At 58.5% G+C, this 23,225-nt stretch carries 17 protein-coding genes; 14 read left to right on the top strand and 3 right to left on the bottom strand.

The genetic code is table 11. The features are described 5' to 3' along the window. Nucleotides 1-35: 35 nt before the first annotated feature. Together GT019_RS06640 and GT019_RS06635 are read right to left on the bottom strand one after the other, a co-directional pair. Nucleotides 36-4,190, bottom strand: a complete 4,155-nt coding sequence (locus GT019_RS06640) for a S8 family serine peptidase (protein ID WP_161742079.1) — start codon at nt 4,188-4,190, stop codon at nt 36-38. A 345-nt stretch (nt 4,191-4,535) separates the two neighbouring features. Then, a complete protein-coding gene (locus GT019_RS06635) occupies nt 4,536-4,715 on the bottom strand; it encodes a hypothetical protein (RefSeq protein WP_161742077.1) in 180 nt (59 codons plus the stop codon). Nucleotides 4,716-4,898: 183 nt separating this feature from the next. On the opposite strand from GT019_RS06635, the gene GT019_RS06630 reads away from it, so the two are divergent. Together GT019_RS06630 and GT019_RS06625 are read left to right on the top strand one after the other, a co-directional pair. Continuing rightward, nucleotides 4,899-5,321, top strand: coding sequence for a VOC family protein (locus GT019_RS06630; RefSeq protein WP_161742075.1), 423 nt, complete (start codon nt 4,899-4,901; stop codon nt 5,319-5,321). A gap of 187 nt (nt 5,322-5,508) precedes the next feature. Further along, the gene (locus GT019_RS06625; protein WP_161742073.1) at nt 5,509-6,771 is read left to right on the top strand and encodes a potassium channel family protein; all 1,263 of its coding nucleotides are present in this window, start codon (nt 5,509-5,511) and stop codon (nt 6,769-6,771) included. 11 nt (nt 6,772-6,782) lie between these two features. On the opposite strand, the gene GT019_RS06620 is transcribed toward GT019_RS06625, so the two are convergent. After that, nucleotides 6,783-7,361, bottom strand: coding sequence for a TetR/AcrR family transcriptional regulator (locus GT019_RS06620; RefSeq protein WP_161742070.1), 579 nt, complete (start codon nt 7,359-7,361; stop codon nt 6,783-6,785). Nucleotides 7,362-7,792: 431 nt separating this feature from the next. Between GT019_RS06620 and GT019_RS06615 the strand changes: the two genes are divergently transcribed. The 12 genes from GT019_RS06615 to GT019_RS06560 all read left to right on the top strand — a co-directional run bounded on the left by GT019_RS06615 (nt 7,793) and on the right by GT019_RS06560 (nt 23,212). After that, on the top strand, nt 7,793-8,272 hold the full coding sequence (locus GT019_RS06615; RefSeq protein WP_161742068.1) for a DUF6530 family protein: 480 nt from the start codon (nt 7,793-7,795) through the stop codon (nt 8,270-8,272). A gap of 283 nt (nt 8,273-8,555) precedes the next feature. Continuing rightward, entirely contained in the window at nt 8,556-9,539 is a 984-nt protein-coding gene (locus GT019_RS06610; protein WP_161742067.1) for a substrate-binding domain-containing protein, read from the top strand. Then, nucleotides 9,536-10,975 carry a sensor histidine kinase gene (locus GT019_RS06605; RefSeq protein ID WP_161742065.1) on the top strand — a complete coding sequence of 480 codons (1,440 nt, stop codon included), beginning with the start codon at nt 9,536-9,538 and terminating at the stop codon, nt 10,973-10,975. The genes GT019_RS06610 and GT019_RS06605 overlap by 4 nt, the downstream gene beginning before the upstream one ends. Beyond that, a complete protein-coding gene (locus GT019_RS06600) occupies nt 10,972-12,558 on the top strand; it encodes a response regulator (RefSeq protein WP_161742063.1) in 1,587 nt (528 codons plus the stop codon). The genes GT019_RS06605 and GT019_RS06600 overlap by 4 nt, the downstream gene beginning before the upstream one ends. A 27-nt stretch (nt 12,559-12,585) precedes the next feature. Next, on the top strand, nt 12,586-13,680 hold the full coding sequence (gene xylF / locus GT019_RS06595) for a D-xylose ABC transporter substrate-binding protein (protein WP_161742061.1): 1,095 nt from the start codon (nt 12,586-12,588) through the stop codon (nt 13,678-13,680). A gap of 385 nt (nt 13,681-14,065) precedes the next feature. Next, entirely contained in the window at nt 14,066-15,169 is a 1,104-nt protein-coding gene (locus tag GT019_RS06590; protein ID WP_161742059.1) for a substrate-binding domain-containing protein, read from the top strand. Between the two features lie 98 nt (nt 15,170-15,267). After that, nucleotides 15,268-16,788 carry a sugar ABC transporter ATP-binding protein gene (locus GT019_RS06585; RefSeq protein WP_161742057.1) on the top strand — a complete coding sequence of 507 codons (1,521 nt, stop codon included), beginning with the start codon at nt 15,268-15,270 and terminating at the stop codon, nt 16,786-16,788. Between the two features lie 11 nt (nt 16,789-16,799). Then, nucleotides 16,800-17,975 carry a sugar ABC transporter permease gene (locus GT019_RS06580; RefSeq protein ID WP_161742055.1) on the top strand — a complete coding sequence of 392 codons (1,176 nt, stop codon included), beginning with the start codon at nt 16,800-16,802 and terminating at the stop codon, nt 17,973-17,975. A gap of 214 nt (nt 17,976-18,189) precedes the next feature. Beyond that, the gene (locus GT019_RS06575; RefSeq protein WP_161742053.1) at nt 18,190-19,755 is read left to right on the top strand and encodes a histidine kinase N-terminal 7TM domain-containing diguanylate cyclase; all 1,566 of its coding nucleotides are present in this window, start codon (nt 18,190-18,192) and stop codon (nt 19,753-19,755) included. Between the two features lie 570 nt (nt 19,756-20,325). Continuing rightward, nucleotides 20,326-20,697, top strand: coding sequence for a phasin family protein (locus GT019_RS06570; RefSeq protein WP_328803916.1), 372 nt, complete (start codon nt 20,326-20,328; stop codon nt 20,695-20,697). A gap of 13 nt (nt 20,698-20,710) precedes the next feature. After that, nucleotides 20,711-22,384, top strand: a complete 1,674-nt coding sequence (locus GT019_RS06565; protein ID WP_161742051.1) for an ABC1 kinase family protein — start codon at nt 20,711-20,713, stop codon at nt 22,382-22,384. 129 nt (nt 22,385-22,513) lie between these two features. After that, entirely contained in the window at nt 22,514-23,212 is a 699-nt protein-coding gene (locus tag GT019_RS06560) for a DUF7002 family protein (RefSeq protein ID WP_161742049.1), read from the top strand. The last annotated feature ends 13 nt before the right edge of the window (nt 23,213-23,225 follow it).

Here is a 23,225-nt window from a genome sequence, read left to right as displayed (position 1 = left end):
TCTTCTTGTCTTACTGTCGGAAACGGAAACGCTAGCTAGATCAGCTTGCCGGCTTGCAGCAGCTTGTAAAGCACGGTAGCGGCTGCTTCGCGCGTCGTTGGAGCGGATGGGTCGAACCGCTTGGAACCGTTCGATCCCGTCCCTTCCATCAGACCGGCCGACGTAACGAAATCGATACTGTCTTTGGCGAAAGAACCGAAACTGCTCTCGTCTTCGTAAGCACTGCGCGAACCGCCGTTGTCGGCTTTAAAGTTCAAAAGCTTACTTGCCTTCGTCAGCATAACTGCGAGCTCCTGGCGGCTAATAATGCCATCCGGGCGGAACGTGCCGTCCGTGTAGCCCGTGATCAGGCCGACGGCATAAGCAGAGCCGATCGCATCCGAATACCAGGCGGAAGAAGCTACGTCCTTGAACGGCACGGGAGCAGCTGCGCTTAGACCCAAACCGCGGGTAAGCATGGCGGCGAATTCCGCACGCGTTACCGATTTCTTAGGCGAGTAGGTCGTGTCGGTTGTGCCATTGATAAGGAACTTCTCGGCGAGTGCTTGAATTCGAGTCTGTGCCCAAGAAGTCGAAATGTCGCTAAAGGCAACTTCGTGCTTCGCTACGGCATATACCGAGAATCCGGGACGGTTCACCGCAACCGTGGTGGTGCCGTCTGCATTCGCAGTGAACACGGCCGGAGCGGGAGCGACCTTTCCATTCTCGATGAACAGGACGCCCGATTGGTCGGTTGGGAGTCCTTTAGCCAGCGTGAACGAGCGTTTAACGAACGCGTTTGCAGGTACGGCAAGAGGTTTCACGGACGTGCCGTTCACCGCGTTGACTTCGAAGGAGACCGGAACGCCAACGACGGAGGTTCCCTTTCCTTCAGCTTCGAATTGGCCTGCTTGGCCTGAAGCGGGGCTAATGACGAGCTCAATGCCGCTGTCCGCAGGCACGGACTTCAGCAGAGAGAGCGGAAGCTCCAGCGCAGAAGCGCCCGTGTTCAGGTACACCGCGCTGCCCTGCGGCGCTGCCGCCAATAGGACAACTTGTGCAGCCGTCAGGCTGAGCTTGGAAGCTTTGCCTTCCGCGGCATCCACGTTAACGACGATCGCAAGCGGTGCGGTGCCCGTGCCGATGGCAGACTTCAGATCCGCATCCGCGACAGTCGCCGCGTCGGCTGACGTTGTCGACTTCACCGTGACCGATTGAAGCCCTTGTCCGGTGATTGCCGTGAGCGCGTAAGCGCTAGCTGGCGTCGGCGTAGCTGGCGTCGTTGGCGTTGTTATTGGCGGCGTCGTTGTCGGCGGCGTCGACTTGTGCTGAACCGAGAACGTTTCGATGGCCACAGCCTCGCGAACGATGACGTTTTTGGAGAGATCGATCTTATCGGCCACTACGACGAGCGAATACGTTCCGTCTTTGAGCGTTCCGGGATTCTCGTTGCCATCTACATCAAGCGGATAGGTGCCGTCAAAGCCTTCGTATGAATAGCGACCAGGTTTAAACGGTTTGCTATTCGGTCCCTCGGCCTGCAGGTAGCCTACGGCTTGATCATTCAGATCGTCGATCTCGATGTAATAAAAGTTGATGTCGTCCGCAGCCAACTTGAACGACACGTCGATCGAATCGTTCACTCCGTCGCCGTCGGGAGAGACGACCCGGCTAGACAACTGAATATCCTGCACGGTGAATCCCGTGTCCGGGACATCTTTTCCTACGTGGACGACGAACGGAATGTGAAGGGTTGGCTTGCCATCGGCCGTGAGGACGACATCCCCTTCGTACACGCCGTCGACTGCATCGGCAGCAGGCGCGACTTCCAGCGCGAACGTCTTTTTCTCCAAGGCGGCCGCGGATACTGTCCCGTCCGTCAGACCGGTCAAGCTGGCGTTGATCTTAGTTACGTCCGGCGTTTCGATCGGATGTTTGGGATCTGAGGTTACTTCATCATGCAGGACAATTTCTGCCGTATATGCGACTTCCTCCGCGGATGTATTGTTAACCTGCAGGGTAATCGATTTGGCCGGATCGCCGGCCTTCATGATGCCGAAGCTGGCATTGTCGCCATAGTTCGTAACTTCATGCGGGTTCATGTTGATATCGAGCATTTGCAAACTCTCGACTGTCTCCAGAACGGCAGGGGTATCGATCGCTTTGGCAACGTTTACGCGTCCTGCGCCCTGCGAGTAAACGTCATATCGGATGCCGTCCTCATCGCTGATTTCATCGGCCGTATTCGCGAGAGCGGCACGAATCTCGAACGGCGTCCACTCCGGATGCTCTTCCTTCAACAGCACCGCCAATCCAGCTACGTGAGGAGTAGCCATGCTTGTACCGCTTATGCGCTCGTACGCTTCGTCATACGAGATAGCGGGGTCGTTCTTGCCATAGGCCGGCCAAGTGGACATGATATTAACGCCCGGTGCGGCAAAATCCGGCTTAATTCCGAGTTTGCCGTCGGAGTTGGGTCCGCGCGAGCTGAAAGTGGCCATGTGGTCGCCGGCGAAGGATTCGGAAGGATACTCGGCACCGAACGCGAGCTTGATCGTCGAACCCGGGGTCGCTTTAGCCAATCTGGCAATCGCTCGTCCGGTCGTTCCTTCCATATCAAACGCAGGGAGGAAACTTAAGCTGTCTCCCAAGGAGGGGGTGTCAATCCACGAATCACGACCTGTGATCGATTCGCTTAAAATGGCCTCCGCGGTGTCGGGGTCAGTCGTAGTCGCATTGCCATTGAAGATAACAACAGCTTTTGCGCCGTGCTCTTTCGCTATCGCAATCTTATCCACGAAAGCAAGCAAGCCGCGCGAAACGAAAGCGATTTTGCCAGTGACGTTTTTGTCGTCATAATCTTTTTCGGCGCCAAGTCCGACATATACGGCTTCCTGCTCGTCGGTTCCCAAGATGGAAGCGAAGTCCTCCTGGCTTGTCCGCCAGCCCATGACATTCAGGCCTTGATCTGGATAGGCAGTGCCGGCAGACGTCCCGTCGGCACCATACACCGCACTGGTTACGGTAGCCGTATATTGCGTGCTCGCGCTGTCCACCGCGCCGACCGAAATGGCCAGTTGGCTCGATGCCGGAGAACCCATCGAATAATAATAAGACTCGGCGGTATCGGCCGCGTTGCCATTGGCCACGACTGCAGTGATTCCGGCCAACACGGCATTATTAATCGCAATCGCATCCGGAGAGTAGTTATCCTTGGCATCGTCGGAGCCTAGCGACAGGTTGATGACATCCATGTGATCTTTAACCGCATGTTCGATCCCGTCGATGACTTGTGCAGTGGAACCGGAGGATCTACCGCTTTCGGCGTCATAGCCGAGTACTTTATACACATGTAGTTCGGATTCGTAAGCCACGCCTTTTTGGACGATGTCGGATGTGGGATTCACGCCTCGGCCGGCGATGGTCCCGGATACGTGGGTACCATGCTGAGTTCCTGCGTTGCCTGTCTCTTCGTCAGGGATCTCTTCGTAAGGATCCTCCGTATTGAAGTAGGAATCGTGACCGCCTGCGTATGCATCCGCCAGATCCGGGTGAATGTAATCCACGCCCGTATCGATGACGCCGATTTTAATGCCTTTTCCGGTAAGTCCCTTCTCCCAAGCCGCCGGCACGCCGATCTGCTTCAACGGATCGATATCGCATTTGCAGTCAGGGGAAGTTGCGGACGGCGTCACTTTCGCATCGGGGATCGCGTAATATGTACGGTTTTCGTAAATGGATTTTACGCCGGGCAGCTTCGCCAGGTTCGGGATCTGGTTGGCCGGCAATTCTACTTCCATCCCGTTAAGCACCGTGTCGTATTGATAGGTTACTCGGATCGGGATGCCGCTATTTCTGGCGTTCGCGATGAAACTCGCATGTTGACTTTGAATGGCGCTTGTCGTCGCTTCCGAATCGAAAGAATTCACGCCCATCCTGGAGGCATAATTCCCTTCGGCGATGGAGGCGCCTTTCATTTGAACGATTACTTTCACCTTATCGGCGGAAGTCGTGTTCAAACGAGGAGAAATGAGCGGGCCCGTATTGGACTGAAGCGCTGCTGCAGACGGCTTGTTTTGGAGCAGTTTGCCGATCAGTTCGGGTGAAAGCGTTGATTGCTGTCCTCCTGCTGCATGCGCGGCGAACGGCTGGAACAGAAGAAGCGTGGACATTGTCGCGGTGAGAAGAACTTTGTTAAGCGATTTCTGCAAACGAATACCTTCTTTCGTAGATAATGGGGTTGACAACTGTCTGGCAATAAATGGTCATGCTGGTTTGTTTAAATATTTCGCTAATAATTTTGAAATTCCTTTTTCAAAATCTTAATCGTCTAAAAATTCTAATATAAATAGCAAGTAAATGTCGATTTGGGAGACTTGGCGCTACACGGAAACCTCGGCTGAGCGCTACGGGAGCTGTCAAAAACACCTCCGAAACGCGCGGGATATCATAATTCTGTCACCGCGGGACAAACTTTGCAGGACATTCGCACATGCAAAAAGCGCCCGGTCGCGGGCGCTTCGGGAGTTGCATAGGGGGAGGGATAGCGCGAAATATTAGCGCTTTTGAATGTTTTTGCCGCCTTTTTTCGCGTTTTGTCCGCCTTCGTTGGCATAGGTGCCGATGTTGCGGTTGATTTGCGAGTTGCCGCTTACCCGTTGGTACACCGTGATATGCTTGTTGACCGTGATGTAATAGATCGAGATGTTCTTGCCGCCGTGCTTGAATTTTCTCATTTTGCCATGACCTCCATGCTTGTATTTCGTACAGGATATGTCCGATTCGCCGTCCTGCTTATGTGGATGTCCAAGTGCCGGCAAGATGGGTGACAAGTATGCGCGAATGCCGGTTCATGTTATAATGACGGGGTAATCCGAGCATTGCCATCCAATTAAAAATTTTGCAGGGAGCGTGCAGGAATGTCGGTTGAAGCGTATTTGAATTTTAACGGCAATTGCAGGGAAGTCGTCGAGCATTACGCGGACGTTTTCGGAACGGACAAGCCTAGATTCATGACGTTCGGGGACGTTCCCGCGGATCCGGCGTATCCGGTTCCGGAAGAGGCCAAGTCGATGATCATGCATTCGCGCTTGAAAATCGGCGGCAGCACCGTCATGTTCTCAGACGTTTTCCCGGGCATGCCGTTCGTCCAAGGCACCAATATCAGTCTTGCTTACGTGGAAGAGGATCGGGAAAAACTCGAGCGGGCGTTCAATCGGCTGCAGGACGGCGGACAAGTCATCATGCCTTTGCAGGAAACGTTCTGGAGCAAATTGTACGGCAGCGTGACGGACCGCTTCGACATCCAATGGCAGTTTAATTTGGGCATCGGCGAGTGGTAACCGGCGACTTTCAAGGTTAATCTGCTCCGCGCTTATAACCCCGCACCAAGATGCTTTTATATAATCGCGTTGCAGCTCACGCCCGGCGGTGTGAGTTTTTTCTTGTTTCGGGGTAATAGGGACAGACAAGAAAGGAGCGCGAGCCATGCGTCTGTCCGATCGAATATCCTCCTGGAGGCACGCCGCCATGACGCTGACGATCATTGCGGCCAGCCTGGAATACGCGATTGCCCGCACGCCGTATCACGGGGCGTTGAAGGCGGTCAAGCTTGCGGCGGCGCTCGTGCTTGCCTGGGGATTCTACAAGGACCAGCGGCTCGTGTTCGCGAATTGGCAGATGAAGCTTTCGCGGCAAATGCTGCTTCACGTCGCGCTGCTTATGCTGGCTCTGCTTGGCTTCCAAGCGTCTGTTGCCGCGATTCAAATCCTCGTTCGGGAATCGAACGCATATGGACCGGATTCCGCGCAGCGGCTGGAATCCTGGCTGCAGATGGCGGCGTATCCGTTCCTGATTGCGGCATCATGCCTCGGCACGGACGGCTTCGCGGCTTGGATTAAGCGCAACTCGAAGCATTTGACGATGCTGCTGTATCTGTTCGTGTGGGTATGGTTCGGTTCCTATTATTACTACATGGCGAGCCGGACGATGGGGGACGACTTCGTGTTCTCGGAGCAGGCGAGGATTCAAGCGACGCTAGGCGGGCTGGCCGCCGCCGACGGCTACGACGGCTACGACGAATATCGGCTGAAGGAGATATTGGAGAAAGCGCAGTATAAGAAAGATTACCTGACGATGGAAGGGAATGCGTATCTGACGCTGGATGCGACCGGCATCGATTGGGGCGAGATCTATGAGCACCAGTTTGCGAGGGAAGGGTACGCGTTCTATTCGTTCGAGGCGTCGGACAAGGCGCTTGTCATCGAACCGGCCATGCTCGATTACGATTCCATGGCTGCCTGGGACAAAGAGCTCGGCAAGCGATACACGGAAGTGGTCGTCAAGCTGTATCCGGCCGAGGAGCCGGGCCAAACGAACGAAGACGGGGTGCGATATGACGAGGGCAGCGAGGGTATATCCGCCGGCGAGGCATCGAAGAAACCCGTCAAATCGCTGACGCTCTACTTTGCCGGTCAGGACTACGCGCATTTCATGCAAATTTTCGGAAACCACCCGTCAGACCGCCATCTCAGCAGATTGATCGCGGCTTCGCATACGCTGCCCGACGGCAAATTCCTGGAATTGTACGTCGGCATCAACGGATACGTGAATTATCGCATCGAGGACTTCTGGTACTTCAGCGCGATCACGATCACGACGCTCGGGTTCGGCGACATTACCCCGAATTCCGGCCCCGTCAAAGTGGCGGTCATGATCGAAACGCTGCTGGGCGTGCTGCTCGTCGGCATCTACGTCTCGCTCGTCAGCCGCAAGAAACGTGAATCGGGTTAAGCCCGCTCGGCTCAAAGCAAGGCGAGCGCGACGTTGACGCTGTCTTGAAGCATTTGCCGGTCCGGCGCGGTCTTGGCCATGACGTACAGTCCGCTGCGCAGGGTGACGAGAAACCGCGACAGTTCGCGGAGCGTATGCTTGCCGCGCAATTTGTTTTGCTTCTGGGCTTGCAGCAGGAAGTCGTAGAACCGGGACTCGATATCCACCGAATACGCTTCGATGCGGGTCGAGATCGTCGGTTCGATGGCGCCGAGCTCCATGGCCGTATTGGCGATGAAGCAGCCTCTGCGGGAGCTGTCCGGGCCGAGCGCATTGTCGATGATGGCATCGAAATAGCGGGTCAGCAGCTCCTTGGGCTCGCCGGGCTCTTCGAGTATCTTGAACCGCTGGTAGGACTTTTGCCGGAATCGGTCCAGGCAGGACAGGAAGAACTGATTCTTGTCGCCGAACGTATCGTATAGGCTGCCGCGATGGACGCCCGTATGGTCGACGAGATCCTGAATGGAAGTGCGTTCGTAACCTTTGCTCCAAAAAAGCTCCATCGCCTTGTCGAGCGCGAGCTCCTGATCGAATTCTCTAGGCCGTGGCATGATGAATACCTCCTTTCGATCAGTATACTGATTAAAGAATGTACAGTCAACAATGGGCGGAGGAAGCCGCCGGCGAGTTTTATGGAAGGAATGGTGGGGCGGAACAGGCTGGAAGGAGCAGGTAAAGTCATTTCCACTCGTCTAGGCTCCAATATTTTTCGCGTTCAATGCCGACTGACTGTTCTTGAATAATACGCCGGACGAGTCAATAGCTGCGGAAACGGCAGCCGTTCCTTGCATGAATTAAAGAATATGCATTCTTAAATATGCCGAGTTCAATAACCGGGATAAGCTCAGGGAGGGTTGACTTCTCGGGCTCCTTCGGGATATGATCGGCTTGAAGTTAGTGGATTACTAAATTAGTAATTCGAGACGAACGCAGATTCAACCGCTATGCCATTCCATCGACAGCAGAACAGGAGCAGCAAAAGATGAAAATTCCGACGACGTTAAAGCATAAACCGGTCATCGTATCCGAGAATTACGAGCACATCGACGGCAGGTACGCCAACCATTCCGACGCGAAGGGCATTTCCCTCGGCTTGGCGCAGTGGAACGACCGGGGAAAGCTCGATATCTCGGCGAAAGTATGGCGGTACACGGGCGAGAAATGGTCCAGGCAATCCGAAGAGCTGCCGCTCCATCGCGTCCTTGATTTGGCGATTCTGGTCAGCCGCAGCATGGTTCATTTCCGGGAGGCCTATCGCTACAAGCATCTTTACGACGAGCAAAATCCCGTCATCGACCGGGTAGGACTGCAGGGAGACGCGATGACGATCGCCGTATGCACGGACAACGAGAAAATCAACGAGGACATCAAGCTGTTCAGCCAAGCGCTTAGCGACGACGACGAACTCATCGGCGAACGGCTGCGGACGTTGTCCCGCATGTTGAAGGAGCTCGGCTATTAACGCAAGCTTGGCGCGGCATGCGAGTTGCCAAACCGTTTGCGCCAAGTATCATCCAACCGACCGGCTTGCCCAAAGGGCGTTCCAGATCGAGATCGATTATGGAAGGCTCTTTTTTATTTTGCGCGCCTTTCGGCATCCGGAATCAACCAGAATCCTCCAATTTTGCGACATGGATTTACCCGTAAATCCAATCCCGCCACCGCGCGCACAAATTTTACACCTATGCAAACGCGACATTTCCGGATAGAATAGGTGCAAAAACGCTTTCAAAAAGGGAGTACGCATGAAAAAGCTGCTTTTTGTCACGGTATTCGCGGGCAGTCTGGCTGCGCTCGCGGTCACGTTGTACCTCATGCTGACGATTTACCGCGGCGACATGGACCTGTCCGACGGAACGGGAGCGGCGCCGAACGAGCATTCGGAGCGCATCGTCGTCATCTCGCAGGAGCAGGGCAGCTATGTCATGAACGAGATGCAGAAAGGCGCGCGCGACGCGGCCGCCGTTCACGGCATGATGATCGACTTCTGGGGCGTGTACCGTTCGAACGTCGAGGAGCTGCTCAAGCAGGTTGATATTGCAATCGCTTCCAAGGTGGACGGGATCATCATCGAAGGCGTGGACCGGCCAGACTTCGCGCGGTTGGTGAACAAGGCGACCGAGAAGGGCATCCCGGTGATCACGATCAATTCCGACGTTCCGGGCAGCCTGCGCAAAACATACATCGGCTCGGACCATTACCGGGAGGGGATCCTGATGGGCCATCATCTCGCGGCGCAGCTGAAGGGCGAGGGCATCGTCGGCGTCGTGATGAATGCCGATACGTCGGATACCGACCAGCTTCGGCTGCGAGGGCTGCGGGAGGTGCTGAACGCATACGCGGGCATCCGGCTCGTATTCGCTTCGGAGAACGCCGCGAAGCTGCAGGCGGGCATGCAGACCGACGACATCCTGAACCATTATCCCGGGGTCAAGGCATTCATCGGGCTGCCGGCCGACTCGGGCAAGAGCATCGTCGAGGCCGCCGATTCGCGGTCCAAGCGCAGAGCCTCCGAGGTGTTCATGTTCGACGATTCGCCGCAGACCGAGTCGCTGCTTCGGGCCGGACTCGTGCAGGCGGGCTTGTCCCAGCATTACGAGGAAATGGGGAAGATGAGCGTCGACCTGCTGCGGCGCTGGCTCGATAACGACCGGCTGCCGCTCGACGCCAGTTATTTCACTCCCATCAGCGTCGTTGCCGCCCCCGGCGCGAAGGAGGCGGCGCCATGAAGACGATCCGCAACAAAATGATGATGCTCTCGCTGATCATCTGGATCATCATGGCATTCATTTGGATCTCGATGAGTATTTTTAACCAACGCACGGTCGAGAAGTACAACGGGATATTGCAGCGCTACCTGCTGATGAATCAGGCTTCCGAGCTGAGCCGCCAGGCGTTGACGACGTTGAACGGCTACCGGATGTCGCCGACCGAGGAAAACCTGCGCCGCTACGTGGAGGACGATAACCGGCTGCTGCGGACGAAGCTGGATATGAACAAGCTGCGCAATCCCAATAACGATATGCTGCTCGTTAATTTCCAGCATATGGTCGACAGCCAGTCGGAAGCGATGAATCTGGCCGTCCGGTTCCAGCGGGATAACGACGACGATGCCGGGGCGGAGCAGTTCGACGAGGCTTCGAACATCTCCGCGTACATCTCGGAGACGACGCTGTCGCTGATCGGCGGGGAGCAGAAGACGTACGATGCCTTCTACCGGCAGATCATCGCGCGCAGCAACGAGATCAAGAAGATGGGCTTTTGGGCGCTGGCTTTCGTGTCCCTGCTGCTGCTGCTGTTCTCCTACCGGTTCGTCAGCGGCGTCACGCGGCCGATCCTGAAGCTGACGCAGTCCGCGCGCGAGCTGTCGCGGGGGAATTTCCAGAATCCCATCGTCGTCGACAACAACGACGACATGGCCTTCCTCGCCAAGACTCTCGACAGCATGCGGCTGAACATCGGCAATCTGTTCGACGAGATCCAGAGCAAGGCGCAGCTGGAATACGACCTGCACAAGCATAAGCTGATGCTGAAGGAAAGCGAGCTGAAGAGCCTGCAGAGCCAGATCAATCCGCATTTTCTGTTCAATACGCTCAACATGCTGTCCAAGGAAGCGTACCTGTCGGGCGCGGACAAGACCAGCGAGCTTATCAGCTCGGTGGCGGGCATGCTGCGGTACAATCTCAGGCGGATGGACAGCCGGGTCTCGCTCAAGGACGAGATCGACGTGCTGGAGGAGTACTTGACGATTCAGCAGGCGCGCTTCGGCGACCGCGTGCGGATCGTCCGCGAGATCGACGAGACGGCGCTGGAGATCGAGGTGCCGATCCTGATTCTTCAGCCGCTCGTGGAGAACGCGTTCATCTATGCGATCGAGCCGTCCGAGGACGGCGGAACGCTGACCCTGCGCGTGATAAACGAAACGGATGCCGTCGTCGTGCAGGTGCGGGACAACGGTCCGGGGATGGAACCCGAGAAGCTCGGCAGCCTGCTGTCCGACCTGGATCCGCCGGGCTACAAGGGCCATTCCACCGGCATCGGCATTCGCAACGTGATGGATCGCCTGAGGTTGTTTTACGGGACGGAGGATATCATCGCGATCGATTCCGCGACCGGAGGAGGAACATGCATCACGCTCACGCTTCCAAGGAGGACGAAACTATGATTACGGTATTGATCGTGGACGACGAGCCGATCGAACGGACCGCATTGCAGCGGATGATCAGCGAAGGCTTCGGCGATATCGAGATCGTCGGCCAGGCGTCGAACGGGCGCGAGGCGATCGAAGCGGCGGCGCGGCTGAAGCCGGATCTCGTTACGATGGACATCAAGATGCCGGGCATCGGCGGATTGCAGGCGATCGAGACCATCCGGCAGACGGACGACGCCGTCAAATTCATCGTCGTCACGGCATACGACACGTTCGAGTTCGCGCAGCAGGCGATCCGCCTCGGCGTTCGCGACTATCTGCTCAAGCCGAGCAAGACGGCGGTCGTGCTGGAGACGGTCGGCAAAGTCGCGGACGAGATCAAGGCTTCGCGCGCCGAATCGGCGAACCGGAGCCTGGACAAGGAAAAGCTGCGCCGGATGCTGCCGGTCGTGGAAGCGGACATCGTCTCGCAGCTGTTGTTCGACTTCGCGCCGTCGGTTCATTTGGACGAAATGATCGACCTGCTCGGCGTGCCGGAGATGAACGGCGGCTTCGTCGTGAACGTGCTGCTGCAGGGCAACGGGGGAGTCGCGGGCGGGCAGCGCGAGCTGGAACGGCTCCATGCGGGCTTGGCGGAGCAGCTGGCGTCGTCGGCGGTTCACTGCTGGATCGGCAAGCCGTCCGGCGAGCAAATTCCGCTGATCGTGTTCAAGGACGACGGGGAATCTTACCGTCGGGCCGCCGCCGGTATCGGGCGCTGGCTCGTTCAGGCGCTGCGGCGAATGAACGGCGAGGAGCCGTTTATCGGCATCGGCGGACTATGCGCCGAACGGACGGAGATGCGCAGATCGTATCACGAGGCGCTGCTGGCTTCCGTGGATTCGTCGCTGCCCGCGCGGTTTTGCTTGTACGAGGATTTGCCGCAGCATGTCCTTACGCCGGACGGGCAGCGATTGATGGAGCTGGAAAAGGGGATCCTGGAAGACGTGAGGCGCGGCAGCTGGGATTCCGCCATGGCCGGCATCGGCCGGCTGATCGATCTATACGAAGGGGCCGGGCAGCCGATCGGCATCGTGCAGCAGCGGATCTTCGAGGTGCTGGTCGTCTTGGCCCGAATGCTGGAGGAGATGGGCTATGAGATCGGCAAGCCGTATTATCCGCACCAAGCGCCGGGCTTCGCGCAGCTCAAGATCGATACGGGCATTATCCTCGGCCGCTTGGCGGAAACGACCGCGCTGTCGGCGGGGGACATGGAATCGGGGCTGGTGGCGACGATGAAGCAGTTCATCAAGGCGCATGCCCACGAGGACCTCTCGCTGGAGCGCGTGGCGGCCGCCGTCGACCGCAATCCGTTCTATGCCAGCAAGCTGTTCAAGGCGCATTGCGGGATGAACTACATCGATTATTTGACGGAATGCCGGATGGAGACGGCCAAGCTGCTCATGCGGGAGACGGAGAAGAGCTTGAAGGAAATCACGTACGACATCGGCTATCACGACCCCAATTATTTCAGCCGGGTGTTCAAGAAGATCGTCGGCACTTCGCCGACGGATTACAGGAAGCTGCTGCTCCGGCCATCGGACAAGAAACGGCCGTAAGCGGCGCGCTGGAAGGAGGGCTCGAGGATGAAGCGGGGCTCAAAGCGGAATGGGATGTTCGGCGCAGCGGCAGTCTTGCTTGTTCTGCTCTCCGCCTGTTCGGCGAACCGGCCGCCAGGCGCGGGCGGCGTCTCCGATGAAGCGCCGGATGCCCGGAATACGGCAATCGAAGGTCAAGCCGCGCGCAAATTGGTCGTCGGCCTGTCGCTCGACACGCTGCTCGAGGAACGGTGGAAGAAAGACCGCGACTTGTTCAAGGCGGCGGTCGAGAAGCTCGGCGCGGAGGTGGACGTGCAGGCGGCGAACGGCGACGACGCCAAGCAGATCGCGCAGGCGGAGAATATGATCTCGCGGCATGTCGACGTGCTCGTCGTCGTGCCGCACGACGCCGAAGTGTCGGCGGCGATCGTGGCGAAGGCGCATCAGGCCGGCATTAAAGTCATCTCCTACGACCGGTTGATCTTGAACGCGGACGTGGATCTGTACGTCTCGTTCGATAACGAGAAGGTAGGCGAGCTGGCGGCGCAGGCGATCGTCGCCAAGGTGCCGCGCGGCAACTACGTGCTGATCGAAGGCGCCGATACCGACAACAACGCGCATATGTTCAAACGGGGACAGATGAGCGTCCTGCAGCCGCTCGTGGACCGCGGCGACATTCAGATCGTGTACGACCAGTTCACGAACGAGTGGAAGCCCGTCAACGCGCTGGCGAACATGCGCACGGCGCTCGCGGCCAACCGCAACGCGATCGACGCCGTGATCGCGGCCAACGACGGGACGGCGGGCGGCGTCGTGACCGCGCTGGCAGAGCAGCATTTGGCCGGCAGCATCCCCGTGACCGGGATGGACGCCGAACTGGCCGCCGCGCAGCGGATCGTGGAAGGCACGCAGACGATGACGGTCTACAAGCCCATCAAGAAGCTGGCGGAGACCGCGGCCGCGCTCGCCGTCCAGATGGCCAAGGGCGAGCGGGTGAGCACGGACAGGACGGTATTCAACAAGAAGATCGACGTCCCCGCCGTCCTGCTGGAGCCGATCGCGGTCGACCGGAATAATATCGACGCGACGATTATCGCGGACGGATTTCACAGCCGCGCGGACGTGTACCGCAACGTGAAGTGAATGGCGCGTCCGGAGCGCTGCGAAACGCATGCACGGGCGAGAAAGGCTGCCGCTAGCGCCGCCTGTCCGGCCGGGCTCCATTGAACGGCATCCGCGCGTCCGAATCAACCCTTCGCACCGTTCGCAAGAAATCGCATACGACCAGCCGCATGAACGGCGTTTCTGCACTTCGCAGAGGCGCCGTTTTTTTTGGCGTATCCGGATCCCTGCCTACGCATGCCGGACAAGGATTCGGAGCCCGTCCATGCGAATCTGGACAACCCGATATCAAAATAGTGTAGACGGTATAAAAAATGTGCTAGTGGACAGCGCTTTCAACGGCCGGCAGCGGTGCTATAGTTTGTCATGTAAGCGCTTAAGACATTTTTCGAGAGGGGTAACAAGCATGGGAAAAGGAATGAAACGGATCTCGCTGCTGCTGGTCATCATGATCCTGGCGGTCGCGGTTGCGGCATGCGGCAAAAACGGAGGCAGCAAAGTGAGCGTGGGCATCGTGCTCCCGACGAAGGACGAGTCGCGATGGGTCCAAGACGAGCAGCGTTTCAAGGACGCGCTGGACGGTACGAAATATACGACGGAAATATTATTCAGCCAAGGTTCTTCCGCGAAAGAGAAGGAAAACGTGGAAACGCTGATCAATAAAGGCATTCAAGTACTGATCATCTGTCCGCAGGACGGCGATGCGGCCGCGGCCGCCGTCGAATCGGCGAAGAAAGCCGGCGTCAAGGTCATCTCCTACGACCGGCTGATTACCAATACGGACGCGGTCGATTACTACGTCACCTTCGACAGCGTGGCCGTCGGCAAAGCGCAAGCTCAATATCTGGTCGACAACGCGAAAGGAAGCGGCGAACCGCTCTACTTATACGCCGGCTCCGCTACCGATAACAACGCGTTCTTGTTCTTCCAAGGCTCTTGGTCCGTCCTGCAGCCGAAAATCGCCGACGGCACGTTCAAGATCGCCAATTCCAGCGAAGCGGTCGCGTTGCAGGACAAAGCCGAACTGTCCCGCGCCGAGATGAGTAAAATCATCGGACAAGTGACCACGAACTGGGATGCCAACGAAGCGAAAAACAAAGCGCAGACGCATTTGACGGCAGCCGCAGCCGATATGAAAGGCGATGTTGCAATACTGGCGCCGAACGACGATACCGCGCGTTCGATCGCGGACGTCTTCTCATCGGATAAAGCGGTGACCAGCTTCGTGGTGACAGGTCAGGACGCCGTTCAGGCTTCGATTCAATACGTCATCGACGGCAAGCAATCGATGACGGTCTTCAAGGACGTCCGCAGCCTCGTCAAGGACGCGATGGGCATGGCGGTCTCGATTCTCGACGGCGGCACGCCGGAGACGACGGGTTCGTACAACAACGGCAAGATCGACGTCAAAGCGAAGCAAACCGAAGTCATCGTCGTCGACAAGGCGAACGTCAAGGAGAAGCTGATCGATTCCGGTTATTACAAAGCCGGCGACTTCACGGGTCTGTAAACCGCAATCATCGCAAGCATGCTGCTTCGGAGAAACGGCGGCGGCCAGTCCGCCGCCGCTTCCCGCTTGCAGGAAGGCCAGGTAAGGAGCGATAGCACATGAGTGACTATATTCTGGAAATGAATGGCATATCCAAGGAATTCACGGGGGTCAAGGCGCTCGCGAACGTGAATTTCAAGGTGGAGCGGGGCGAGATCCACTGCTTGATCGGCGAGAACGGCGCGGGCAAATCCACGCTGATGAAGGTGCTGAGCGGCGTCTATCCGCACGGCACGTACACGGGCGACATCGTCTTCGAAGGCGGCGTGCAGACCTTCGGCAGGATCGGCGACAGCGTCAAGGCCGGCATCGCGATCATTTATCAGGAGCTGGCGCTGTTTCCGGATCTGACGGTGTACGAGAATATATTCGCCGGCAACGAAATCAAGCAGGGCGCGTTCGTGAATTGGAACCGGACGATCGTGCAAGCCAAGGAAATGCTGCGGAAAGTGAAGCTGAACGTGAATCCCGAGACGCCGGTCAAGGAACTGGGCGTCGGGAAGCAGCAGCTGGTCGAGATCGCGAAAGCCTTAAGCAAGGACGTCAAGCTGCTCATCCTCGACGAGCCGACGGCGGCGCTGAACGAGGACGACAGCGAGAATCTGCTGGCGCTGCTCCGCGAACTGAAGCGTCAAGGCATTACATGCATCATGATTTCCCACAAATTGAAGGAAGTCATCGCCATCGCGGACAAGGCGACCGTTCTCCGGGACGGCCGGACGATCTGCACGCTCGACGCGTCCAAGGGCGAAATATCCGAAAGCGTCATCATCAAAAACATGGTCGGTCGCGAGATCGACGACATTTACCCCAAACGGGCGTCCGGCGGCATCGGCGGCAACGTGCTGGAGATCCGCGACTGGACCGCCTATGATCCGAAGCTCGGCAGGAACGTCGTGAAGAACGTCAATCTGCACGTGAAAAAAGGCGAAATCGTCGGCATTGCCGGCTTGATGGGCTCCGGGAGAACGGAATTGGCGCTGAGCCTGTTCGGCAATCCGAAGTCGTATAAATTGCAGGGCGAACTGCTGCTGAACGGCGAGAAGCGCGTCTTCAAGCATCCGCGCGACGCGATCAAGGCGGGGGTCGCCTACGTCACGGAGGACCGGAAGGGCGACGGATTGTTCCTCATCCAGGATATCAAGAACAACATCACGGCGGCGAATCTGGGAGCGGTCGCTTCGCGGGGCATCATCAACGTCAACGAAGAAGTGAAGGTCGCGAACGGCTACAAGCAATCGATGAACATCAAGGCGCCTTCCGTCGAGCAGCTCGTCGGCAACCTCAGCGGCGGCAACCAGCAGAAGGTGTCGCTCGGCAAGTGGCTGTTCGTCGGCCCGAAGCTGCTCATTCTCGACGAGCCGACGCGCGGCATCGACGTCGGGGCCAAATTCGAGATCTACACGATCATGAACAAGCTGATCGCGGAAGGGATGAGCATTATCATGATCTCTTCCGAGCTGGGCGAGGTGCTCGGCATGAGCGACCGGGTGTACGTCATGGCGGAGGGCCGCATGACGGGCGAGCTGTCCATCGCGGACGCGGATCAGGAGAAAATCATGCATTTCGCAACGCAATAGGGGGAAGACAGATGAATCTTATCAAGGAAGCACGGTCGTTGATCAAAGTAAACATTCGGGAATACGGGATGTACATTGCCTTATTCGTCATCATGCTCACCTTCTCGATCATGACGGACGGCCTGTTCATGTCGTCGCGGAACATCAGCAACTTGCTGGACGCCACGGGGTATATCGCCGTGCTTGCCGTCGGCATGACCCTCGTCATCGTCATTCGGCATATCGACTTGTCCGTCGGCTTCGCCGCCGGTTTCATGGGGGCCATCGCGGCCATATTCATGACCCAGCTCGGCGTGCCGTTCTACGTCACGATTCCGATCATTCTCGTCATGGGCGTCGTGGTCGGCATGTTCAACGGCTTTCTCGTCGCCCAACTCGGCATTCCGTCCTTCGTCGCTTCGCTTGCGGGCATGCTCATCTTCAGGGGCGCGTTGCTGCGCGTGACGGAGGATACCGGCACGATCATCGTCAAGGACGAGCATTTCAACGCGCTCGGCAACGGGTTCATTCCGGCGCTCGGCAAGCTCGGCGGCCTGAACCTGCTGTCGCTCATTCTCGGGGCCGTCGTCATCGTGCTGTTCCTCTACAGCGAGTTCTCGAAGCGCCAAAACAAGCTGAAGTACAATTTCGACGTCATCTCGAAGCGGATGTTCGCGGTGAAACTGGTATTCGTCTCGGCGATCATCGCGTACATCACCTGGATCATCGCCGGTTACAACGGCTTTTCGTGGACGGTCATCATCATGCTGCTGATCGTCGTCATCTATCACTTCCTCACGACGCAGACGGTGCTCGGCCGGCATATCTACGCGGTCGGCAGCAACCCGGAGGCGGCGCATCTGACCGGGATCAACGTCAAGAAAATCACGTATATCGTGTTCGGTTCCATGGGCATGCTCTCCGCGCTGTCCGGCATCCTGTTCACTGCCAGGCTGCAATCCGCCACCACGACGGCCGGCACCCTGTTCGAGCTCGACGCGATCGCGGCGGCATACGTCGGCGGCGTGTCCGCGGCGGGCGGCGTCGGCAAAGTAACGGGCTCCATCATCGGCGCGATCGTCATGGCGTCGCTGTCGAGCGGCATGAACCTGCTCGGCGTCGGCATCTCGTACCAATACATGATCCGCGGCGCCGTGCTGGCGATCGCCGTGATCTTCGACGTGATGACCCGCAGGAAAAGAGCTTAGCGCTTGCTTCCGAACCGGCGACTGTTGCGAAACAGGCGCCGGTTTTTTTGCCGTTTTCGGCGAGCGCTGCAAGCCGATGGCGAAGGATCGATCATTGGCTGCGGCACCTTGTTCGGATACGAAAATAGCTCATGACATCGCGATATCGTTGTGGTACCATGAAGTCGACTTTTTCCGCCTAAAATTTACAGGAAACATCATGGGGGAGCTAACTATGGGGTCATCACTTACCATGTATATATCGCTTGTCGCGACCTCGGGCGTGTTTACGGTCTTTCTGTGCTTGTACGCTTACCTGAAGCGGGCGGAAATTCCGGGCGCGCGCATGTTCGTGCTGTACACGATCGCGCAAGCCGTCTACATATTCGCGGTGTCGTTCGAAATGGCAAGCAGCACGCTGGCGGAAATCATGCGCTGGACGATGGTCCAGTACATCGGAATGGCGACCGCGCCGGCGCTCGGCCTCATCGTCGTGCTGCAGTATATCGGCAAATCCGTGCCGCGTAAATTGGCGGCCGCGCTGTTCGTGATTCCGGTGCTGTCCATCGTCATGGTGGCGACGAACGATTACCATCATTTGTTCTATCAATCGATCTCGTTCCGGACGGACGCGCCCAAGCCGATGACGACGATCGTCATCGGGCAGTTCTACGTCGTGCACGGCGCGTTCACGTTCGGTTCCATGCTGGCGGGCGTCGTCCTGCTCATACGCAGATGGCGCCATACGAAGAAAGCCTACCGCCTTCAGCTCGCGACGCTGATTACCGGGCAATTCATGCCCATGGCGGGCGCGTTCGTGTACTTGATGGGCTTGACGCCATACGGCGTCGATCCCGTGCCGGTCATCCTGTGCGTCACGTCCGGGATGTATATCTGGGCGATCCTGTCCACCCGCATGCTGACGATCGTGCCGATCGCGAAGGAAAGCATATTCGAAAGCATGGGCGAAGGCGTTATCGTGCTGGACAATTCCGATCGGCTGATCGATTTCAACGGGGCCGCCGGCCGGATGCTGGCAGGCTTGAACGCCGGGATGATCGGGCTGTCGCTGGACGAAGCCTGGCAAAAGCTCGGCGGGTCCGACTTTCCGGCGGACCGGCTGTCCGACGGCGCGCAGGCGGAATTCATGTGGCAGGCGGAGGACGGAACGCCTTATTATTATCAGGTTCGCTCCTCCGTCGTCCGCGGCCGGATCGGCGAGGCGATCGGCAGCCTGCTGATGCTGATCGACGTCACGGAAGCGAGAAGGCTGCAGGACCAGCTGCATCAGCTCGCCTACCACGACGGCCTGACGAAGCTGCTCAACCGCACGGCGTTCATCTATCGCGCCAAGCAGCGGTTGTCGGAGTCGCACGCGAAAAGCGCGCCGTCGTCGATCGTGTTGTTCGATATCGACCACTTCAAGCGCATCAACGATACGTACGGGCATGAGACCGGCGACTATGCCATCCAGCATGTCGCGGCCGTCGTGAAGCGCCAGCTCGGGCCGGAAGCGCTGTTTGCCCGCTACGGCGGCGAGGAGTTCGTCTTCTTCCTCCCGGCGAGCGCGCTGGACGAAGCGGGCGGCGCGGCCGAGCGGATTCGCGCGGCGCTGGCGGTCGAGCCGCTGAGCGCGGGCGGCGAGACCATCGCCATCACGGCGAGCTTCGGCGTATCCCAGTCCAGCCCGCTCGGGGAATCGCTGCAGGCGCTGCTGAAGAACGCGGACGTCGCGCTGTATCAAGCGAAGCGGGAAGGACGCAATCGCGTTCGCTTGTACGATGCCGTTTTGACGCTCTAATCGTGACCGGACACCGGCCTTAGCAGGGCGGTGTCCTTCTTTTTGCGTTCGTTGTCCGTGCATTCGCGTCGCGGGCGCCCGCGCTCCGCGTCTCAGGCGCCCGCGCATCCGCGCCTCGTGCCGCGACCCTCGTCCATGCATCCGTTCTTCCGCCCGTCTCGGCGTCCCAATGTCTCCGTATCGCCGAGCTTCGGGTTTCCTTGGGCTTCCGCGCTGCGCTTCTATATCTCCTTCCTCGAATTTCGCTCTCCTCGTGTCCTCATATCCGTGCTTCACGGCATCCTTTTCCTTGCATCTCCGCCTCGCCCGAGCCGCTGCGAACGATCGACTCGCGATCCATGTCGAGACATGGAATGTCGAACGATGACATGCGGGATGCCGTCGCATCCGCGCGTCGATTGACGCCGTGTCGAACGCTTGCCGTGTCGAAAACGCGCAATGCCTAAATTTCGCCATGCCGCCGTCGCTTTCGCGTTTTTCCGGCGTTTCGTGTCGGTCCGCGCGGCATGCGAACGGATTTCTACGCGCGATATTGGTAAGCTTGGGAATGGAAGGGTATAATGGATTCAAGTGAAACCGTCGCAATCGTTCAGCTGCACCGTGCAGGTAGACTATTATTTCGAAGGAGTCGTGAATCGAATGAAGGATACGATCGGGAAAGCCATTTCGTTAGGTCTGGGCTTGGCGCTTGCGGGCAAGGAGCAGGTCGAGAAGACGTTCGACGAGCTCGTGAAGAAGGGCGAGATCGGCAAAGCGGAATCCAAGGCGCTGGTGGAAGAGCTGCTGGTGAAGGGCGACGAGCTCCGCAAGCAGGTGGAAGCGATGGCGCGCGAGCGCGTGCAGGCGATCCTGGGCGAGCACAAGCTGGCTACCCGGGAAGACATCGCGAGAATCGAGCGGCGCCTGGATGCGCTGGAACGGCCGAACGCGTCGGAGCAATGACGGGAGGCTGCCGATGAGCGCAGGAAAACGGCTTCGACAACTGCAGCGATACCGGAAAATCGTTTCGGCCTTCGCGCGCAACGGGCTCGGGTACGTGTCCCATGAAATGGGCCTGACCGACAAACTGCTGTTTTTCCGCAGCGACGAACAGAAGGAACTGCATAACATCGGCGTCGGGGAACGCATTCGGCTGATGCTGGAGGAGCTGGGTCCGACCTTCGTGAAGCTCGGGCAGATCGCGAGCACGCGTCCCGATCTCGTCCCGGCCGACATCGTGTCGGAATTGGAACGCCTGCAGGACAATGTGCCTCCGGCTCCGTTCCCGGAGATTGCCAAAATCATCGAGGAAGACCTGGGATCGCCGATCGAGGGGTTGTTCCGCTCGTTCGCCATGGAGCCGCTCGCCGCGGCTTCGATCGGCCAGGTGTATCAGGCGTATCTGCACGACGGCACGAAAGTCGCGGTCAAGGTGCAGCGCCCCGGCATTCAGAAGCTGATCGATACCGACCTGGACATTCTGGCGGATTGGGCGAGGCTGGCGGAGGGCGGATTGGAATGGGCGCGCAATTACCGGCTGCGGGAGATCGTGGACGAGCTCGGCAGCGTGCTGCGCAAGGAGCTTGACTATACGCTGGAGGCGCGCAACGCCGAACGTTTCATGGCCCAGAGCCAGAGCCTGCCGCATGTCCACGTGCCGGACGTGTATTGGGATTACAGCTCGAAGCGCGTGCTCACGATGGCGTACATGGACGGCATCAAGCTGTCCGACCGCGAGCAGCTGGAGCGGGCGGGACTGGACGCCCGCAAGCTTGCGGACCGGTTCGCGACGACGATCCTGCACCAGGTGCTCGTCGCCGGCCTGTACCATGGCGATCCTCACCCCGGCAACGTGCTGGCGCGTCCGGACGGAAGCCTGGCGCTTCTTGATTTCGGGATGGTCGGCCGCCTCAATCCCGGCATGAAGAAGCAATTCGTGTCCTTCGTCATCGCCCTGCGGAACCAAAGCTCCATGGGCGTCATCCGCGCCATATCGAACATGGGCGTCATCCCGGAGGACGCGGATACGGACGCGCTGAGCGCCGACGTCGACGAGATGCGGGAGAAGTACTACAAGGTGCCGCTCAACCGGATCGGCTTCGGGTCGGTCGTGAACGATCTGTTCTCGCTCTCGTTCCGCCACCGAATCCGCATTCCGGCCGAGCTGACGCTGCTCGGCAAATCGCTGCTGACGATGGAAGGCGTCGTCACGGCGCTGGATCCGACGTTCAGCGTCTTCGACGTGGCCGAGCCGTTCGGGAAGAAGCTGTTCCTGGAGCGGCTGGACCCCCGCAACATCGCGAAAAATTGGCTGGAGGACATTCCGGAGCTGATCGACCTGATCAGCGACGTGCCGCTCAGCCTGAAGCAATTATCGCGCGTCATGCGCCAAGGGAAGCTGCGCGTCGAGGTGGCCTCGCCGCAGGTCGAGCTGCTGACGACGAAGATGGACCGGATCAGCAACCGGCTGTCGTTCAGCATCGTGCTGCTGTCCTTGAGCATTTTGATGGTCGGTTTGATTATCGGGTCGGCGCTCAGCCATTCGCAGACGATGATATGGCGCATCCCGATCATCGACATCGGCATCGTCGTGGCCGTGTTCATGTTTCTGTGGCTCATCTTCGCAATTATCCGTTCCGGCCGATTCTGACCAGCCTGATCGCCGAACATGCGCTCCGCATGCTGCTACGTACGGGTGAACCGATACGGCGCGGCCGGGGCTTTTTTTGTCCGACATGACATCCAGACGGGAATGAAGAGCAGGAGGATCGCGTTCGACATGGACATTGCCGATATCATCGCCAAAATTACGAAGGCCGCAGGCCGAAAATCGTTGTACCATTTCACGAGAGCGAGGAATCTCGAGGCGATCGCGCATTTCGACGCGCTCTGGTCCAGCTGTTGCATCACGGCGGACGTCTCGGGCGAACGCCGGCTGACGCTGCAAGAAGCGACATATGAAGGCTACACGCTGACCGTGAATTCGCATCTGCGCATTCCGCAAGCGATGATGAAGACGGGCTGGACCGTGGAGCGGTTCCGGGCAAGCTTGGATAATCACGTCTTCTTCTGGCCCACGCGCAGGGATTGTTTGGCGATGCTCGGCACTTACAAGCGGAGAGAACCGGACGAACGGTTCGCCGTGCTGGAGTTCGATGCGGCGGCCGTGCTCGCGGCCAATCGCGAGACGGCGCGGTTATCCAAGTACGATTCCGGCAGCGCGCCGCGGTTTCCGCTGCGCACGGGGTACAGGAAAAGCCCGGACATGTTTTTGCCGCTTGCCGAATTCGGCCGCTTGCTCAACAACGAGGTGCCGGCGAAGGCGTCGGAGATCAAGGAGGTTCTGATCGAGGACCGCGTGAATCGGCTCACCCGCTTCCTGCGGGCGATATACGTGCAGGACAAGCAAGAGGCGCCGGAGCGGTGGAGCGGCTTCGCGGCCGCGATCGAATCCTTATATCGGCCGCTCGAGCCTTGATCGGCGGGCTTGG

It is taken from the genome of Paenibacillus glycinis (assembly GCF_009909185.1).
Classification (GTDB): Bacteria; Bacillota; Bacilli; order Paenibacillales; family Paenibacillaceae; genus Paenibacillus_Z; species Paenibacillus_Z glycinis.
The sequence above is the reverse complement of the archived record's forward strand: the minus strand, read 5'-3'. Positions and strand labels throughout refer to the sequence as shown.

Excerpts from the sequence above, each read along its gene's own strand:
- GT019_RS06600 (WP_161742063.1), top strand. The coding sequence starts at position 10,972 with ATGATTACGGTATTGATCGTGGACGACGAGCCGATCGAACGGACCGCA.
- GT019_RS06565 (WP_161742051.1), top strand. The coding sequence starts at position 20,711 with ATGAGCGCAGGAAAACGGCTTCGACAACTGCAGCGATACCGGAAAATC.
- GT019_RS06605 (WP_161742065.1), top strand. The coding sequence starts at position 9,536 with ATGAAGACGATCCGCAACAAAATGATGATGCTCTCGCTGATCATCTGG.
- GT019_RS06560 (WP_161742049.1), top strand. The coding sequence starts at position 22,514 with ATGGACATTGCCGATATCATCGCCAAAATTACGAAGGCCGCAGGCCGA.
- GT019_RS06635 (WP_161742077.1), bottom strand. The coding sequence starts at position 4,715 with ATGAGAAAATTCAAGCACGGCGGCAAGAACATCTCGATCTATTACATC.
- xylF (WP_161742061.1), top strand. The coding sequence starts at position 12,586 with ATGAAGCGGGGCTCAAAGCGGAATGGGATGTTCGGCGCAGCGGCAGTC.
- GT019_RS06585 (WP_161742057.1), top strand. The coding sequence starts at position 15,268 with ATGAGTGACTATATTCTGGAAATGAATGGCATATCCAAGGAATTCACG.
- GT019_RS06620 (WP_161742070.1), bottom strand. The coding sequence starts at position 7,361 with ATGCCACGGCCTAGAGAATTCGATCAGGAGCTCGCGCTCGACAAGGCG.
- GT019_RS06615 (WP_161742068.1), top strand. The coding sequence starts at position 7,793 with ATGAAAATTCCGACGACGTTAAAGCATAAACCGGTCATCGTATCCGAG.
- GT019_RS06580 (WP_161742055.1), top strand. The coding sequence starts at position 16,800 with ATGAATCTTATCAAGGAAGCACGGTCGTTGATCAAAGTAAACATTCGG.
- GT019_RS06630 (WP_161742075.1), top strand. The coding sequence starts at position 4,899 with ATGTCGGTTGAAGCGTATTTGAATTTTAACGGCAATTGCAGGGAAGTC.
- GT019_RS06625 (WP_161742073.1), top strand. The coding sequence starts at position 5,509 with ATGACGCTGACGATCATTGCGGCCAGCCTGGAATACGCGATTGCCCGC.
- GT019_RS06590 (WP_161742059.1), top strand. The coding sequence starts at position 14,066 with ATGGGAAAAGGAATGAAACGGATCTCGCTGCTGCTGGTCATCATGATC.
- GT019_RS06610 (WP_161742067.1), top strand. The coding sequence starts at position 8,556 with ATGAAAAAGCTGCTTTTTGTCACGGTATTCGCGGGCAGTCTGGCTGCG.
- GT019_RS06575 (WP_161742053.1), top strand. The coding sequence starts at position 18,190 with ATGGGGTCATCACTTACCATGTATATATCGCTTGTCGCGACCTCGGGC.